Genomic DNA, 13,873 nt, shown 5'->3' with positions numbered 1-13,873 from the left:
CGGTGCAGGGGTGATGCGGCTCACCCGCCGCCCGCGGCCGCGGCTACGGCGCAGCCGGCCGGCCCCACTGCCGGCGAGAGTCGGCGGGAGCCCCTGGTGCCCGACCGGTTACCGGTACCGTTGCGGCGGAGGGGACGTGTGCTGGGCGGATGCGGCGGCTGAGGCTGGTGGGGAAATGGACGCTCCGACGGCGCTCGTCGTCGATGACAACGAGATGCTGCGCGCGCTGCTGGGCCGGATCCTGTGCGCGGAGGGGTTCCGGGTGAGTGCCGCGGGCTCCGTCGAGGAGGCGTTGCTGCTCGACGCNGCCGCCCACGACGTGCTGCTCATCGATCTGCGGCTCGGTGGCCGCTCGGGCGCGGATCTCATCGACGAGCTGCGCCGGATCGACCCGGCCGTCACGGCGCGCTGCCTGGTCCTGACGGGTGCCGCCGGGCTGGATCCGGTGCCGGCTGGTCTGCCGGTGGTGACCAAACCGTTCACCGCCGACGAGCTGATCGCCGCAGTTCGCGAGGTCCTCCCAGCGGACCGGNCACACGGAGCCGACCGGGCACGCGGAGCCGACCGGGCANGCGGAGCCGACCGGGCACGCGGAGCCGACCAGGAACACGGAGCCGACGGCGGGTGACGGCACAGACCAACGGCGACGAACCGGCGACCGCGACGCAGACCGCTCCGGCGCGGACCCCGCCCTGCCCCGTCCCCCGCCCGCCGGGACCGGACGGCTCCCCGCCCGCACCGGCGCTCGACCTGCTCCACCTGATGGTCGCCCTGCAGGAGCGCGGGCACCGGGCGCTGGCCGAACGACTGCACGACGGCCCTATGCAGGAATTCACCGCCGTCCTGCTCGAACTGGCCAGNGTCCGGCGGCGGCTGGCCGGCGACCTCGCGGACCGCGTCGCCGGGATCGAGCACCATCTGCGGTCCACGACGAGCGCGTTACAGCTACCGCCGGGCGCCTTCCGCCTCGGCTACGACGCGCGCCGGTCCCTTGCGGCGGGGTTCGCCCTGCGGATCGCCGGTCTGCTCGTCCACCGCCTGGACACCGATCTCCAGGTCGACGACCACCCGCCCACCCGCGCGGAGATCTCGGTGGTGCTGGCCGCCGCGCAGTTGCTGCTGATGGCGAGCGACCCGGTGGGGACCGGCGAGCATGCCTGGCTCGCGGTGCGCTCCGCGCCGGCCGCGGTCGACCTGCGGCTGCGGGTCCGGCCGGGCGGGTACGAGCCGCCCGCGGACGCGGCGCGGGCCGCACGGCTGCGCCCGGTCGCCGACCTGCTCGGCGTCGAGCTGCGCCACGACCCCGCCAACGGCGGCTGGAGCGCCGCGCTCCGCCTCGACCGCCCCAGCACCTAGCTTCGGCACCCAGCCCCGCCTCGATCAGTTCTCGACCGGGTTGTCGAGGACGTCCCGCACCTTCGCCAGCAGCATCTGCTCGGAGAACGGTTTGCCCAGCAGCGTCAGTCCCGGATCGAGGGTCCCGTTGTGCGCCAGCACCGGGTAGGCGTACCCGGACATGAACAGCACGCGGATGCCCGGCCGGTGCCGGCGGACGAGCGTGGCCACGGTCCGGCCGAGGACCTGCGGCATGACGACGTCGGTCAGCAGCAGATGGATCTCGGTGGGGTGACTCACGGCGAGTTCGACGGCGCGGTGCCCGTCGGCGGCGGTGATGACCTGGTAGCCGTTGCGGGCCAGCAGACGCCGGGTGACCTCGCGCATCGCCCNCTCGTCCTCGACGACGAGAATGGTCTCGCCGCCGGTGAGGATGGCCCCGTCGAAGATCGGTTCGGGAGTCGCGGCGACGCTGTCCACCGCCGGCAGCAGAATGCTCACCGTGGTCCCCAGGCCCACGTCGGAGAAGATCTCCGCGTGGCCACCGGCCTGGGTGATGATGCCGTACACGGTGGCCAGGCCGAGGCCGGAGCCCTCCCCCTTGCGCTTGGTGGTGAAGAACGGTTCGAAGGCGCGGCTGACCGTCTCCGGGGCCATGCCGCTGCCGCTGTCGCTGATGCGCAGGTTGACGTGCCGGCCGGCCTTCAGGCCGGGCCGGTCGCCGGCGATGTCCTCGTGGACGAGGATGTTCGAGGTGTCGATCGTGAGCTTGCCGCCGCCGGGCATCGCGTCGCGCGCGTTGACGGCCAGGTTGACCAGCACCTGTTCGAGCTGACCGGCGTCGGCGAAGACCGGCCAGGGATCGGCGGCCGGCAGGGTGATCAGCTCGACGTGTTCACCGAGGGTGCGCCGCAGCATCTCCTCGATGTCCCACACGACGTCGTTGAGGTTGAGCACCCGCGGTTGGACGACCTCCCGGCGGCCGAAGGCGAGGAGCTGGTGGGTGAGCTGAGTGGCCCGTTCGGCGGCCCGCTGGACCTGTTCGATGTCGCGGCGGGCCGCCTCCCACTGGCCGCCGTCGCGTTCGGCCGCCGTCGCCACCACCTCGCCGACGAAGGCGGTGTAGTTGATGATCACACCAAGCAGGTTGTTGAAATCGTGCGCGACGCCGCCGGCGAGCTGGCCGAGGCTCTCCAGCCGCTGCGACTGATGGAGCTGGGCCTCGATCCGCTTGCGTTCGGNCTGCGCGCGCAGGCGTTCCCGCTCCGCCTGCGCCTCCAGCCGGTCGGTCACGTCCCGGATCGCCGCCGAGACGAGCAGGCCGTCCTCGGTCTCCAGGGCGGACAGCGAGATCTCCGCCGGGAACTCACTGCCGTCGCGGCGGCGGGCGGCGAGCTGCATCTGGGCGCCCATCGGCCGCGGCCGCGGATCGTGGAAGTAGCGTTCGCGGTGCTGCGGATGGCGACTCCGGCCGGCCTCCGGCACGAGGATCTCCACCGACTGGCCGTGCAGCTCGTCGCGGCTGTAGCCGAACAGGCGCTCGGCCTGGGCGTTGACCAGCGCGATCCGGCCGTCGGACAGGACGGCGACGATGGCGTCCGGCGCCGAGTCCAGCAGGCCGCGAAACTTGGCCTCCGTCCGTTTGCGGTCGGTGACGTCCCGGACCGCTGCCGTGATGAGGAGCCCGTCCTCGCTCTCGATGGCCGACAGGGAGATCTCCGCCGGGAACTCGCTGCCGTCGCGGCGACGGCCGGCGAGCTCCATCCCCGCGCCCATCGGCCGCGGCTGCGGGTCGTGCAGGTAGGAATCGCGGTGGTGCGGGTGGAGGCGGCGGCCGGACTCGGGGATCAGGATCTCGACGGGCTCGCCGTGCAGTTCCTCTCGGGTGTAGCCGAACAGGCGCTCGGCCTGGGCGTTGACCAGCGCGATCCGGCCATCCGCCCGGACGCCCACGATCGCGTCCGGCGCGGCGTCCAGCAGGCCGCGGGCCAGGGAACTCGTGTTCTCATCCAGGTGAACCACCCCACGGGGTGAACATCGTGCTACAGACGGACAGATCGTAGCGCCGACGCCGGATTTCATCATCACCCACGCGGGTAGACCTCGGGCCGGTTTACACCAAAGGTGCAGCTAGACCGCTTTGGTGAGGGGGAGCGGTCGAGGGCCGGCCGTCATCGTTTCCGGGCGACGGCGGCGTAGACGCCCGCGTCGGCGTCGCTGGCCTCGGTCCATCTGCTGGCGCTGTCCGCGGAGGGGTCGGGACGGGCGACGCCGAGATCGGCCAGGACGGCCTCGGCGGCGCGCCGGCCGGAGTACAGGGCGCCCTGGATCGAGCTGGTGTCCCGATGGTCGCCGCACACGTAGACGCCGGACGGGGTGCGCACCGGCCGGCGCAGCACGCGCGGGCTGGTCATGTCGGGCAGCGCCCGCGCCACCGGGTAGGTGGCCAGCAGCGTCCACCCGGCGGTGTCGGCGCCGTAGAGGGCACCGAGGTGGGCACGCACGGCCCGTTCGCTGCCGGACGGCGCCGAGGCCGGCGCGGCCGCCGCGCTCGGGTCGGTCAGGTCGAGCGGACCCGTCGCCCGCAACGGGTCGGTGAGGTCGAGTGGACCGGGCGGCACCGCGGCGGCCGGGGCGTCCTCGGGCACGCCCAGCACCGAGGCGGCGATCAGCGCGGACCCCGGCGGCGCGTACGAGGGCGCCACCTCACTGAGAACCACCGTGTTGATCACCGGTCCGGTCCGGGACGAGCGCGCCGGGNGCCGGGCGTCGACGGCCCCCTCGACGACGAGCGCGCCGCGGCGCAGCGGCGGTTCGTCCGCCCGGAAGTAGTAGGTGGTCACGCCGTGCCAGGCCGGTTCGGCGATCCCCGGCACCAGCCGGGCGGCGGTGGTGCCGTCGGTGGCGACGATCACCGCCCTGGCCCGCAGCGACTCCCCGTCGCGGGAACGCACTCCGCCGCGGGTGACGATGTCGGCGGGGCAGTTCAGCCGCACCGTGCCCGGCCGCAGCCGGGCCGCGAGCTGGCGGGGCAGCGCAGCCATGCCCTCGGCCGGCAGCACCGGCGCCTGGCTGGCGAAGNTGCGCCAGACGAGGTGGAAGAACCGGGCCGAGGTCGCGAGATCCTCCTCCAGGAAGATGCCGCGCAGCAGCGGCGCGAGCACCCCGTCGATCGCGTGGGCGGACAGACCGCGGGCCCGCAGATCCTCTCGGGTGCTGCGCTCGGGTCCCGCGACCAGCGTCGACGGCGGCCGCAGGCGGTCGCGCGCCGTGAGGGCCGCCAGCCGGGCCAGGTCCGCAGCCCGCAGTGCCCGGCCCGGGATCAGGCCCGCGAGCGCGTCCGCGCCGCCGATCGGATCGCCGAGCACCACCGACCGGACGCCGTCACGCAGCACCAGCCCGCGCAGGAACGGCCGCGGGCGCAGCGCCGGCAGGTCGATCTGACGCCGGACCTCGGGGTAGGAGGGCAGCAGCACCTGAAAGCCGCGGTCCAGGCGGAACCCGTCCACCTCGTCGGTGCGGACGCGCCCGCCGACATCGTCGGCCGCCTCCCAGACCACCACGCCGAGACCCTGGTCGGCGAGCAGCGTGGCGGCCGAAAGCCCGGCGAGCCCCGCTCCCACGATCGCCACATCGGCCGTCTGCATGGCCACCACCCCGTGTCCGTGCGCCCGCGGTCGCGGTTGCTCCCGCCGCTCTACGTACCCCTGGCTACGGCCCTATCCCGCCGCCGGACTCCGGACGCGGTACCGGCACAGCCACCGGCACAGCCCCCGCCTCCGGCGACGATGCCGGCTGGTTCGGCGGCACGTCCGATGCCATCACGGTCGATGCCGNCACGGTCGACGCCGGCACGGTCGACGCCGGCACGTCCGATCCCGGTGCCGGTGCCGGGATCCGCAGGGGTGTCTCGTGCCGGTTCAGCCCGCGCCGGGCCCACCTGCGGTTGGCCTGGTCGAGCACGACGATCGAGAGCACCACCAGCGAGGAGCCCACGATGCCGTCGAGCCANTAGTGGTTGGCGGTGACGACCACGACCATGATGGTGAGGATCGGGTGCAGCACCATCAGCCACCGGGCGCGGTGGTGCAGGATCGTGATGACCGCCCAGGCCTCGAGCAACGACCACCCGACGTGCAGGCTTGGCATCGCCGCGTACTCGTTGGCGATCCCGCCGCTGCCCTCCCCGTAGGGAGAGGGGCCGTAGACCGCGCCGGTGTCGACGAGCGGCACGTGCAGCACCGACGGCAGGAAGNGGGGCGGCGCCAACGGGTACAACAGATGGATGATCAGCGCCAGGCCCGTGGTCATGATCAGAACGTTGCGGATGCGCGTCCAGTGCCNACGATGCCGGATGAACACCCACAGCAATAGTATGATGACCGACGGGAAGTGGACGAGGATGTAGAACCAGTCCGCGGCCCGGATCAGCAGGTGCGAGTGCAGCGCCAGCCGCTGGACGGCGACCTCGCTGGGCAGGTGCAGGAATCGTTCGAGCCGCCAGACGTCCTTCGCGGCGGCCAGCGCCGCCGGTTCCCGGCCGCTGGCCAGGTGGCGGCTGAAGCTGTATGTCCCGTAGAGCACGGCGATGAGCAGGAGCTGGCTGACGGCGTACGCCACCGCCCCGGCCACCCGGCGCGCCCGGGCGAGCGACCCCGCCGACGGGGCGGCGCCCGGGCCGATCCCGCCAAGCTGATCGGGCGGCGCGCTGGAGGTTCGCGGCAGCGGGCAGCCCAGCGTCCCCAGTCCGTGCCGGACCAGGGGCGAGCTCACCGCCGCGCGGCGGCCATCGGCCGAGTCCGTGGATGGGGCCCAGCTCATCGGTGTTCCTCCCAACGTCTCGCGNCCACCACGACGCGCCACGCCGATCGATCCGCGGTGGATGGTGGGCCCAACCCCCGGCCGCACCGGTCCCGCCACCCGCACGAGACCGACAACCATCGCGAACCGCCTGGTATGCCCTGGACCTACGGGCAGACCATCAGCCGACGCGAGCCCACCGGTCACCGTGTCGATGACGACTGTGCTCCTCCGAACCGCCGTCACGCCACGCGATATGCGCTGTCAGACATCCGCCACATGAACGGTCGAGCCACGACAGAGACGGTCGCGTCACGACACCGACGCACCTGAGGGACGCATCGGAGGGAGGCACTGTGACGGCTCCACCGCGATTTGACACTGTCAGCGTCGGATGTTCAACGCTCGGCCACAGTAGTGGTAGCTCCTCTGGCCGCCGGGGGGACTACCGGACCACGACACTTCGGACATCCCCACCGCTTCGCCGGGCGGCGCGCAGGCGGCCTGGGGCCTGGAGCCTGTAAGTCATTCGACAAGCACGAGGAGTGATGGTTATGTCGGAGCCGCGTACGCGCGGAGTGGCAGTCGTCACGGGTGGTGGCCGTGGGATCGGCGCGGCCTGCTCGGTCGCGCTCGCCCGGCTCGGCTGGGACGTCTGCGTGGGCTACCGGAGCGACTCCGCCGCCGCCGACCGGGTGGTGCGGGCGTGCCGGGAGCGCGGCGTCACCGCCGCGGCGGCCGCCGCCGACCTCGCGCACCCCACCGCCGTCACCGACCTGTTCGCCGCCGCGGACCGGCTCGGCCCGGTGACGGTTCTGGTCAACAACGCGGGGGTGGTCGCCCCCGCGGCCAGGATCGACGAGATGGACCACGCGCGGCTGCACATGATGTTCACCGTCAACGTCACCGCCGCCTTCCTGTGCGCGGGGGCCGCAGTGCGCCGGATGTCGACGCGCCACGGCGGGCCGGGCGGCTCGATCGTGAACGTCTCCTCCGCGGCCGCGCGACTCGGCAGCCCGGGGACGTACGTCGACTACGCGGCGAGCAAGGGAGCCCTCGACACGATGACGCTGGGGCTCGCCCAGGAGGTCGCCACGGAGGGCATCAGGGTGAACGGCGTTCGCCCGGGATACATCGACACCGAGATCCACGCCTCGGGCGGGGATCCGGATCGGGCGCGGCGGCTGGGCGCGACCGTGCCACTGGGCCGGCCGGGCCGGGCCGAGGAGGTGGCGGCCGCGGTGGCCTGGCTCTGCACGGCGCAGGCGTCCTACGTGACCGGGGCCGTGCTGGACGTGAGCGGTGGACGGTGACCGGGCCGCCGGCACCGCGGTGGGCTCAGCGGGCGCGCTCGGGGCGCAGGATCACCATCGCGTCGGGGTGGCGGCGGGTGTAACGCACGGCGGCCCGGCGGGGGGAGCCGGTGGCCCACTGGACGCTCCAGTCGACGCCGACGAGGTCGAGCAGCGAACGCAGCCGGCGTTCGAGCTCCTCGCGGGTCTCCTCCTCGGCGATCCGAGCGGCGCACATGACAGTCTCGACGCCGAAGGCGCAGTACACCCCCGCGGTCCACCTTGCCCAGCGGGACCAGCGATCCATCGTCGCGATGAGCACGAGATGGGCGTCGAGCCGCGCGGCGAGGTCAGCGGCCAGCAATACATCAGCCATATCCGACACATCCCCGAAGCGAACGCCGACCACCACATGACGTTCGGTCCGAACCCGGGGAGTGACTTCCGTTCGCTCTGCCCGTTCCACGTTTCCTCCCGCGAGGCTTTCCCCAGCGTCGTCGATCGACTGTCGGTGTGAACGGGATTGTCTCGCTTCACGGCCTGCGATGTAGGGGTAACCGACTCATCGTCAGTACCCCCTCTACCCGCAGATCATCTGTTCCGGATCGCGTTTGGGCGCGATGCCGGCAGCCCCGGCGGGGTAATACCGCCAGATGCCGGATCCGNACCGCCCGTCAGCCGCTCACCGTTCCCGGTTGATTGTGGCGGGCGAGACCGGAAAGGGGAAGACCTTGGCGGTACCGATGGGCCCTGGAGTGCTCCCACCAGTGGGCCGAACCGACCGGCCGTGACCCAGGAGACGCAGGCGATCACCTCCGGTACTCCCGGCGCGTCGATGGGCCTCACCTGCGACGCTTCCACCATGGCGAGACCGGGTCCGCCGGCGGTTCGCGGCGGGTCCGCACCGGCGGCCCACGGGTCGCGTGACGACCGCCGCCGGCACGACGGTGGCACCCTCGGCGCGAAGGAGCAGCAGATGTCGGTGTTGGACCGGTTCCGGCTGGACGGTCGGGTCGCGATCGTCACCGGGGCGTCCTCCGGTCTCGGGGTGGACTTTGCCNGCGGCCTCGCCGAGGCCGGCGCGGACGTGGTCCTCGGCGCCCGGCGGGTCGAGCGGCTCGAGGACACCGCGAAGCTGGTGGAGGCGGCCGGCCGGCGGGCCCTCGCCGTCGCCGCCGACGTGGCCGACCCGGCCAGCGCCGAGCGGATCACGGCGGCTGCGATGGAGGCCTTCGGCCGGGTGGACGTCCTGGTCAACAACGCCGGGATCGGGACGGCCGTGCCGGCCCTGAAGGAGACGCCCGAACAGTTCCGCTCCGTCCTGGACGTCAACCTCAGCGGCTGCTACTGGATGGCGCAGGCCGCCGCCCGAGTGATGCGGCCGGGCAGCAGCATCGTCAACATCTCCAGCGTGCTGGGCCTGACGACCGCCGGGCTGCCGCAGGCCGCCTACACGGCCAGCAAGGCCGGGCTGTTCGGGCTCACCCGGGATCTGGCCCAGCAGTGGACCGGCCGCCAGGGCATCCGGGTGAATGCGCTCGCCCCCGGCTTCTTCCGCAGCGAGATGACGGACGAGTACCAGCCCGGCTACGTCGAGACGCAGTTGACGCGGGTCCTGGACGGTCGCTTCGGGGAGCCGGCGGAACTGACCGCCGCGCTGCTCTTCCTGGCCTCGGACGCCGGCAGTTTTGTCACCGGGCAGACGCTCGTGGTGGACGGCGGTTTCAGCATCACGTGATGCGCCGCGGCGAGGAGCGCGTCCGTCAAACCATCCGTGTACCGCCGATCGGAGTCCGGATCGGTAACCGCCAACCGGGCCAGGAGCCGTCCGGGTTGTCCGGCAAGCCCGGATCGTCCGTAGGCAAGGTTCTCCGGGTCATCGTCATCCCGGACGGCCTCGCGTTCTTGACACGGAGTCCGTTCTCCGGACTGAGTCGCGTTTTCCGGATGGCGTCGCGGTTCCGGATGGCGTCGCGGTTCCGGATGGCGTCAGTTCTCAAGTGGCATCAGTTCGGCCGCGAAGGAATCGAGGAAGCTCGGCCAGCCGTCCGGCGTCGTCATCGGGTGGACGACGAACTTGCTCACCCCGGCGGCGAGGTACTCGCCGATCAGCTCTCGCGCCGCGGCCCACCCGACCGGCATGAGCCGCGCCGGATCGACATCGGGGTAGCGCCCCCGCAGCGCCGCCAGCGAGTCGGCGGCCGGCGGCGCGAAGGCGACGCGCAGGCTCAGCCCGAAGTGGTCGTCGTCGATCCGCCGGCCGGCCGCCGCAGCGGCCGCGTTGATCTCGGCGATGCCGGCCGCCGCCTGCTCGGGGCTGACCATGCTCGCCAGCCAGCCGTCGCCGAAGCGGCCGATCCGACGCAGGGCGGCCGGGGCCGCGCCGCCGAGCCAGATGTCCAGCGGTCGGGTGGGCAGCTCCCCGATACCGACGTCGGTGAAGTCGAAGAACTCGCCGTGGAAGGTCACCCGCGGCTCGCGCAGCAGCCGGCGCAGGACATCCAGGGCCTCGTCGAACACCTCGCCTCGGCGGCCCGCCGTCGGCGCGGCCTGGGCCCCGGTCCGCCCCGGGGGAAGCGGGTAGGCGGGCCGGTCGGCCGGCCGGCCCGGGGCGAGGCCGAGCACCGGCAGCACCCGACGCGGGGCGAGCAGCGCCAGCGACGCCAGCTGCTTGGCGAGCAGCACCGGATTGCGACCCGGCAGCACCGCCACCCCGGTACCGATCTTCAGCCGGCTGGTGCGGCCCAGGGCGAAGGCCATCCCGGCGAGCGGGTCCACGGCGGGCGTGGAGAGCTGCTCGGACAGCCACAGCGAGTCGATCTCGAGCTTCTCGAGCCGGTCCACCAGGGCCGCGAACCCGGCCGGCGCGACGCTGCCGAAGCCAATGCCGATCCGGACCTTCATCGGTTCTCCATCCCGGCCCGGGATCCGTCGACGCCCGAGCCCTCGCCCCATAGTGGGCGCTGAACGAGCGACGTGGGTCACCTTTGCGGGCGCGGGTCACCGCCGCGGGCACTGCGCGGGCCCCGAGTCCGCCCGACGATGGGCGCCCGGCGGCACCGAGCGGTCACGGTCCCGCTGCCCGCACGCTTCGTGTCGGACAGCAGGCGCTCAGCGAGCGGCGGTGTCGATGCCCGGCACGGCGGCGAGATCCGCGCGCAGACCGGCGACCACCTCGGTGATCAGGGGCTGGCGCAGGACCGCCCGGTGGTCACCGAGGATGCGTCGGATCGATGCGGGACCGGTGAGTACCCCGCGCCAGGCCTCGATCTCGTCGTGGTCGTCGGCGAGCCAGACGACCGTGCGCCCCTCATAGGTATGCGGGCGGTAGGCCATCGTGAGGATGCGGCCCTGGTTGTGGAAGATGTCGTAGCGGTGCGTCCCGCGGAAGCGGACGACCCCGGCGAGCGGGAGCTCGACGAGCTGCCGCAGCCGGTCGGCCACCACCCGCGGGCTCAGCGCGGGGCCGTCGTCGGCGGCGAGCGGCCCGGGGCCGGCCGAGCTCGGGATGTCGGCCTGCCGGTCCGGATGCCGGCCCTCCAACTGGCTTGTCGGGATGATCGCGCCGGTGCGGGTCAGCCGGGCGGTGCCCGGCAGGTAGGTGTCGATCAACGCCAGCAGGCCGACCTCGTGGCCCGCCCGCCGCAGCAGCCGGGCGACCTCGAGCGCGATCAGGCCGCCGAACGAGTGCCCCACCAGCAGATACGGGCCGACCGGCTGCAGCAGCCGGAGCTCGGCCACATGCCGGCGGGCCGCGGCCGCCACCGACCAGTCCGGGATGCCGCGCTGTTCGAGAGCGTGCGCCTGCAGGCCGTAAACGCGGCGTTCGGCGGCGAAGTGCCGGGCGAACGGCAGCAGGGCGATGGCGGGTGCGCCGGCCTCGGGGAAGCAGAACAGCGGGGTGCCGGGCGCGGCGGCGGTCAGTGACACCACGGTGGGATGGCGGTCCGCCTCGCCCTGCTGGGCGGCCCAGACGGCGGCGAACCCGGCCGGCGTACGGGCCGCCACGATCTCCGACACGTCCAGCGCCACCCCGAACTCGTCGCGCAGGATCGCCGCGAGCTCGCCCGCGGCCGCCTCCCCGCCCGGGGTGCCCACGACGTCCTCGTGCGGGCCGGTGGCGGCGACCCCGAGCACGCGGGCCCACAGCAGCGTCGCGGCCATCTCGTACGGGCCGTCCCCCGCCGGGTCGGCGGCCGGGACGGGGCCGGTGGACCGTGCGGACGCCGGGACGTCCCCAGAAGCCGGGACGACCTCGGAAGCCGGGACGTCCACGAGCGCCGTGCCGACATCGGCGCGGTCCGGACTCGGTGACGAGGAATCGGGCAGCCGATCGGCCGCGGACGTGCCCAGCAACGACATCACCCCACAGGACTATGCGAAGGCCACATTGAACACCAATGCCGGACTAGCCCGACACACCCGTCGGTGCCGTCCGGTGCGGCGGCGTTCCCTGCGCCGCGCCACCGTGCGCGACCGGCCTCCGCGACCCCCGCGACCAGCAGGCGACCCGGTCCCGGGCGGTCAGGCCGGCCCCCGCGCCGCGGTGCGGCGGGCCGCCCGGTCCCGAGTTGCCATTGACGCCAGCGGGCCTCGGCGTTCACCGTGGAGACGTGGGTGATGTGGGCAAACCCGAACGGATCGTCGAGGACGAGCCGATCAGCTTCCCTGATGCCGAGCCGTTGACGATCCCGGCCGTCCCGGCCGCCCCCGCNCCGGAACCAGAACCGGAGCCGGTGCCCGGGTGAGCCTGCTCGGCTGGCGCCAGTGGGCGGTGGACGGCCAGGGGCAGCTACGCCCGGCCTGGACGCCGTGGTCGCCGTTCCCTCCGGGCATGCTGCTGTGGCGGNCCGACGGCATCACGCAGGCGCGCTGTCTGCGAACGAAGCGGCTCGACTCAACCACCGCCAGCGAACCTTGGCCGGGGCACGACCGGGTGCCGGACGAGCACCGGGTGCCGGACGAGCACTGCCTGTGCGGCCTGTACGCCTGGCGCACCCCGGAGATCCTCGCCGCGGCGCGCCGGCCTCGTTGGACCGCGCTGCCCTGCGTGGTCGGCGTGGTCCGGTTGGGCGGGCGGATCATCATCGGCGAGCGGGGTTACCGCGCGGAACGCGGCTATCCCGTCGCCGTGCTCGACCGCCACGGCGTCGTGTCCACCGGCTACGCCATCGCGAGATATCGCACTTTTTCCGCCCTCGTCGCCGAGTGGACGCCATCCGGGCCCGAGGCGANGGGCATCGATCGAATCGCCGGATGAATCCGGCCAAATAACGCGCCACCGCGGCCGATGTGCCGCCAGCCGGTCGGGACGCTCCCAGGAACGGGTATCTCCTGCGGGACCACTCCCACCAACGCCGGTCACACTGCGCACCTAATCCAGTGCGTTTTGCTCCTAATGGAGGTAGCCGGGGCGGATATCGTCGGCAACGTCACGCATCCCGACGAGTGCGGGCAGCACGTCGGGCCGCGGGGCACGCGAGGGGGGGACCGTCGTGACCAGCTCCGAGATCAGCAGTACCGGAACCCCGCGAAGGGGAGCTCCGAAGACCAGCAGCCCGCGGACCGCGGCTGCCGGCGCGTATCCGATGGTCACGCCCGCCGGGCAGCGGCAACTCTCCACAGCGGACGCCCGCGACCGGGGGCGGNTGGTGCCGCTCGCGGTGGCGCTCGGCTACCTGATCCTGTCCGTCTGGATCTTCCGCGCGAGTTGGCGACATCTCGGGGAGGTCACCTACGGCGGCAATGACGCCTACCTGTTCTCGTGGTTCCTCGGTTGGACGCCGCATGCGTTCGGCAGCGGGCTCGACCCGTTCCTGACCCACCGCATCAACTCCCCCGCCGGCGCGAACATCCTCTGGAGCACGCCGGTGCTGCTGCTCGGCCTGCTCGCGGCGCCGATCACCCTGCTCGGCGGTCCCGTGACCACGCTGACGGTGCTGCTCACGCTCGCCCCCGTGGTCAGCGGCCTCGCCCTGTTCTGGGTGCTGCGCCGCTGGGTCCGCGACGGCCCCGCCGCCCTCGCCGGCCTGCTCTACGGTTTCGGGCCGTACCTGATCGGCAGCTCCTACGGCCACCTGCACCTGGCGTTCGCCCCGTTCCCGCCGCTGGTGCTGCTGCTGCTTGACGACCTGGTCGTCCGCGGCCGCAGCCCGCGGCGCACGGGGATCCTGCTGGGGCTCGCGGCGGCCGCCCAGGCCCTCATCGGCGAGGAGATCCTCGCGACCTCGGCGCTGACGGCGGCGGTCGGGCTCGTGGTCCTCACCGTCCGCAACCGTGCGGTGGCCCGCGAGCGGCTGGGCCCCGTGCTGCGCGGTCTCGCGACGGCCGCGCTGGTGGCCGCCGCCCTGCTCGCCTGGCCACTGGGCGTGCAGTTCTTCGGCGGGCAGCGGGTCCATGGCTCGATCCAACCGTCCGGCATCGCCGTGACCGACCTGTGGAGCTTC

General features: G+C 73.2%; 9 protein-coding genes and 10 pseudogenes. 7 read left to right on the top strand and 12 right to left on the bottom strand.

From position 1 onward, the window contains the following. Positions 1-13: 13 nt before the first annotated feature. The 3 genes and pseudogenes from FF86_RS64275 to FF86_RS21145 form a co-directional block, all read left to right on the top strand. A pseudogene (locus tag FF86_RS64275) lies at positions 14-306 on the top strand (hypothetical protein); the annotation flags it as partial. A gap of 1 nt (position 307) precedes the next feature. Next, positions 308-532, top strand: a pseudogene (locus FF86_RS54160) (response regulator); the annotation flags it as partial. 329 nt (positions 533-861) lie between these two features. Continuing rightward, a partial coding sequence (locus FF86_RS21145; RefSeq protein ID WP_242419219.1) for a histidine kinase occupies positions 862-1,356 on the top strand: 495 nt, incomplete at its 5' end. Between the two features lie 24 nt (positions 1,357-1,380). Here the strand turns inward: FF86_RS21145 and FF86_RS54155 are convergent. The 9 genes and pseudogenes from FF86_RS54155 to FF86_RS54130 form a co-directional block, all read right to left on the bottom strand. Further along, a pseudogene (locus tag FF86_RS54155) lies at positions 1,381-1,727 on the bottom strand (response regulator); the annotation flags it as partial. Position 1,728: 1 nt separating this feature from the next. Then, a pseudogene (locus FF86_RS54150) lies at positions 1,729-2,576 on the bottom strand (ATP-binding protein); the annotation flags it as partial. 1 nt (position 2,577) lies between these two features. Beyond that, positions 2,578-3,420, bottom strand: an 843-nt coding sequence (locus tag FF86_RS54145; RefSeq protein ID WP_242419226.1) for a PAS domain S-box protein, incomplete at its 3' end; no start/stop codon positions are given. Positions 3,421-3,506: 86 nt separating this feature from the next. After that, positions 3,507-4,095 (bottom strand): annotated as a pseudogene (locus tag FF86_RS67320) (FAD-dependent oxidoreductase); the annotation flags it as partial. A 1-nt stretch (position 4,096) separates the two neighbouring features. Continuing rightward, positions 4,097-4,416, bottom strand: a pseudogene (locus FF86_RS67315) (FAD-dependent oxidoreductase); the annotation flags it as partial. A gap of 1 nt (position 4,417) precedes the next feature. Further along, positions 4,418-4,982 (bottom strand): FAD-dependent oxidoreductase (locus FF86_RS67310; protein ID WP_396229981.1); only part of this gene is annotated, 565 nt, incomplete at its 3' end. 365 nt (positions 4,983-5,347) lie between these two features. Beyond that, positions 5,348-5,590 (bottom strand): annotated as a pseudogene (locus tag FF86_RS54140) (phosphatase PAP2 family protein); the annotation flags it as partial. Position 5,591: 1 nt separating this feature from the next. Then, a pseudogene (locus tag FF86_RS54135) lies at positions 5,592-5,678 on the bottom strand (hypothetical protein); the annotation flags it as partial. A 1-nt stretch (position 5,679) separates the two neighbouring features. Further along, on the bottom strand, positions 5,680-6,156 hold a 477-nt coding region (locus FF86_RS54130; protein ID WP_396229980.1), incomplete at its 3' end, for a phosphatase PAP2 family protein. A gap of 533 nt (positions 6,157-6,689) precedes the next feature. Between FF86_RS54130 and FF86_RS21125 the strand changes: the two genes are divergently transcribed. Then, positions 6,690-7,448, top strand: a complete 759-nt coding sequence (locus FF86_RS21125; protein WP_044886575.1) for an SDR family oxidoreductase — start codon at positions 6,690-6,692, stop codon at positions 7,446-7,448. A gap of 25 nt (positions 7,449-7,473) precedes the next feature. On the opposite strand, the gene FF86_RS21120 is transcribed toward FF86_RS21125, so the two are convergent. Then, positions 7,474-7,803: a hypothetical protein gene (locus tag FF86_RS21120; protein WP_242419218.1), complete on the bottom strand. Its 330-nt coding sequence runs from the start codon at positions 7,801-7,803 to the stop codon at positions 7,474-7,476. A gap of 411 nt (positions 7,804-8,214) precedes the next feature. Between FF86_RS21120 and FF86_RS54125 the strand changes: the two are divergent. Both FF86_RS54125 and FF86_RS21115 read left to right on the top strand, forming a co-directional pair. Then, positions 8,215-8,487: pseudogene (locus FF86_RS54125) on the top strand (short-chain dehydrogenase); the annotation flags it as partial. Position 8,488: 1 nt separating this feature from the next. Beyond that, the coding region (locus tag FF86_RS21115; protein WP_242419217.1) for an SDR family NAD(P)-dependent oxidoreductase at positions 8,489-9,165 on the top strand (677 nt) is incomplete at its 5' end. Positions 9,166-9,416: 251 nt separating this feature from the next. Here FF86_RS21115 and FF86_RS21110 read toward each other — a convergent pair. Continuing rightward, on the bottom strand, positions 9,417-10,331 hold the full coding sequence (locus FF86_RS21110; RefSeq protein WP_044886577.1) for a TIGR03854 family LLM class F420-dependent oxidoreductase: 915 nt from the start codon (positions 10,329-10,331) through the stop codon (positions 9,417-9,419). A 207-nt stretch (positions 10,332-10,538) separates the two neighbouring features. Next, on the bottom strand, positions 10,539-11,789 hold the full coding sequence (locus FF86_RS21105; RefSeq protein WP_044886578.1) for a thioesterase domain-containing protein: 1,251 nt from the start codon (positions 11,787-11,789) through the stop codon (positions 10,539-10,541). A 488-nt stretch (positions 11,790-12,277) separates the two neighbouring features. Between FF86_RS21105 and FF86_RS54120 the strand changes: the two are divergent. After that, a pseudogene (locus FF86_RS54120) lies at positions 12,278-12,661 on the top strand (hypothetical protein); the annotation flags it as partial. Between the last annotated feature and the right edge of the window lie 1,212 nt (positions 12,662-13,873).

Source organism: Frankia sp. CpI1-P (assembly GCF_001421075.1).
Lineage (GTDB): Bacteria > Actinomycetota > Actinomycetes > Frankiales > Frankiaceae > Frankia > Frankia torreyi.
Note: the sequence above shows the minus strand (reverse complement) of the source record. Positions and strands in the feature narration are given on the sequence as shown.

Coding starts and splice junctions, on each gene's coding strand:
- FF86_RS21125 (WP_044886575.1), top strand. CDS start 6,690: ATGTCGGAGCCGCGTACGCGCGGAGTGGCAGTCGTCACGGGTGGTGGC.
- FF86_RS21120 (WP_242419218.1), bottom strand. CDS start 7,803: ATGGCTGATGTATTGCTGGCCGCTGACCTCGCCGCGCGGCTCGACGCC.
- FF86_RS21110 (WP_044886577.1), bottom strand. CDS start 10,331: ATGAAGGTCCGGATCGGCATTGGCTTCGGCAGCGTCGCGCCGGCCGGG.
- FF86_RS21105 (WP_044886578.1), bottom strand. CDS start 11,789: ATGTCGTTGCTGGGCACGTCCGCGGCCGATCGGCTGCCCGATTCCTCG.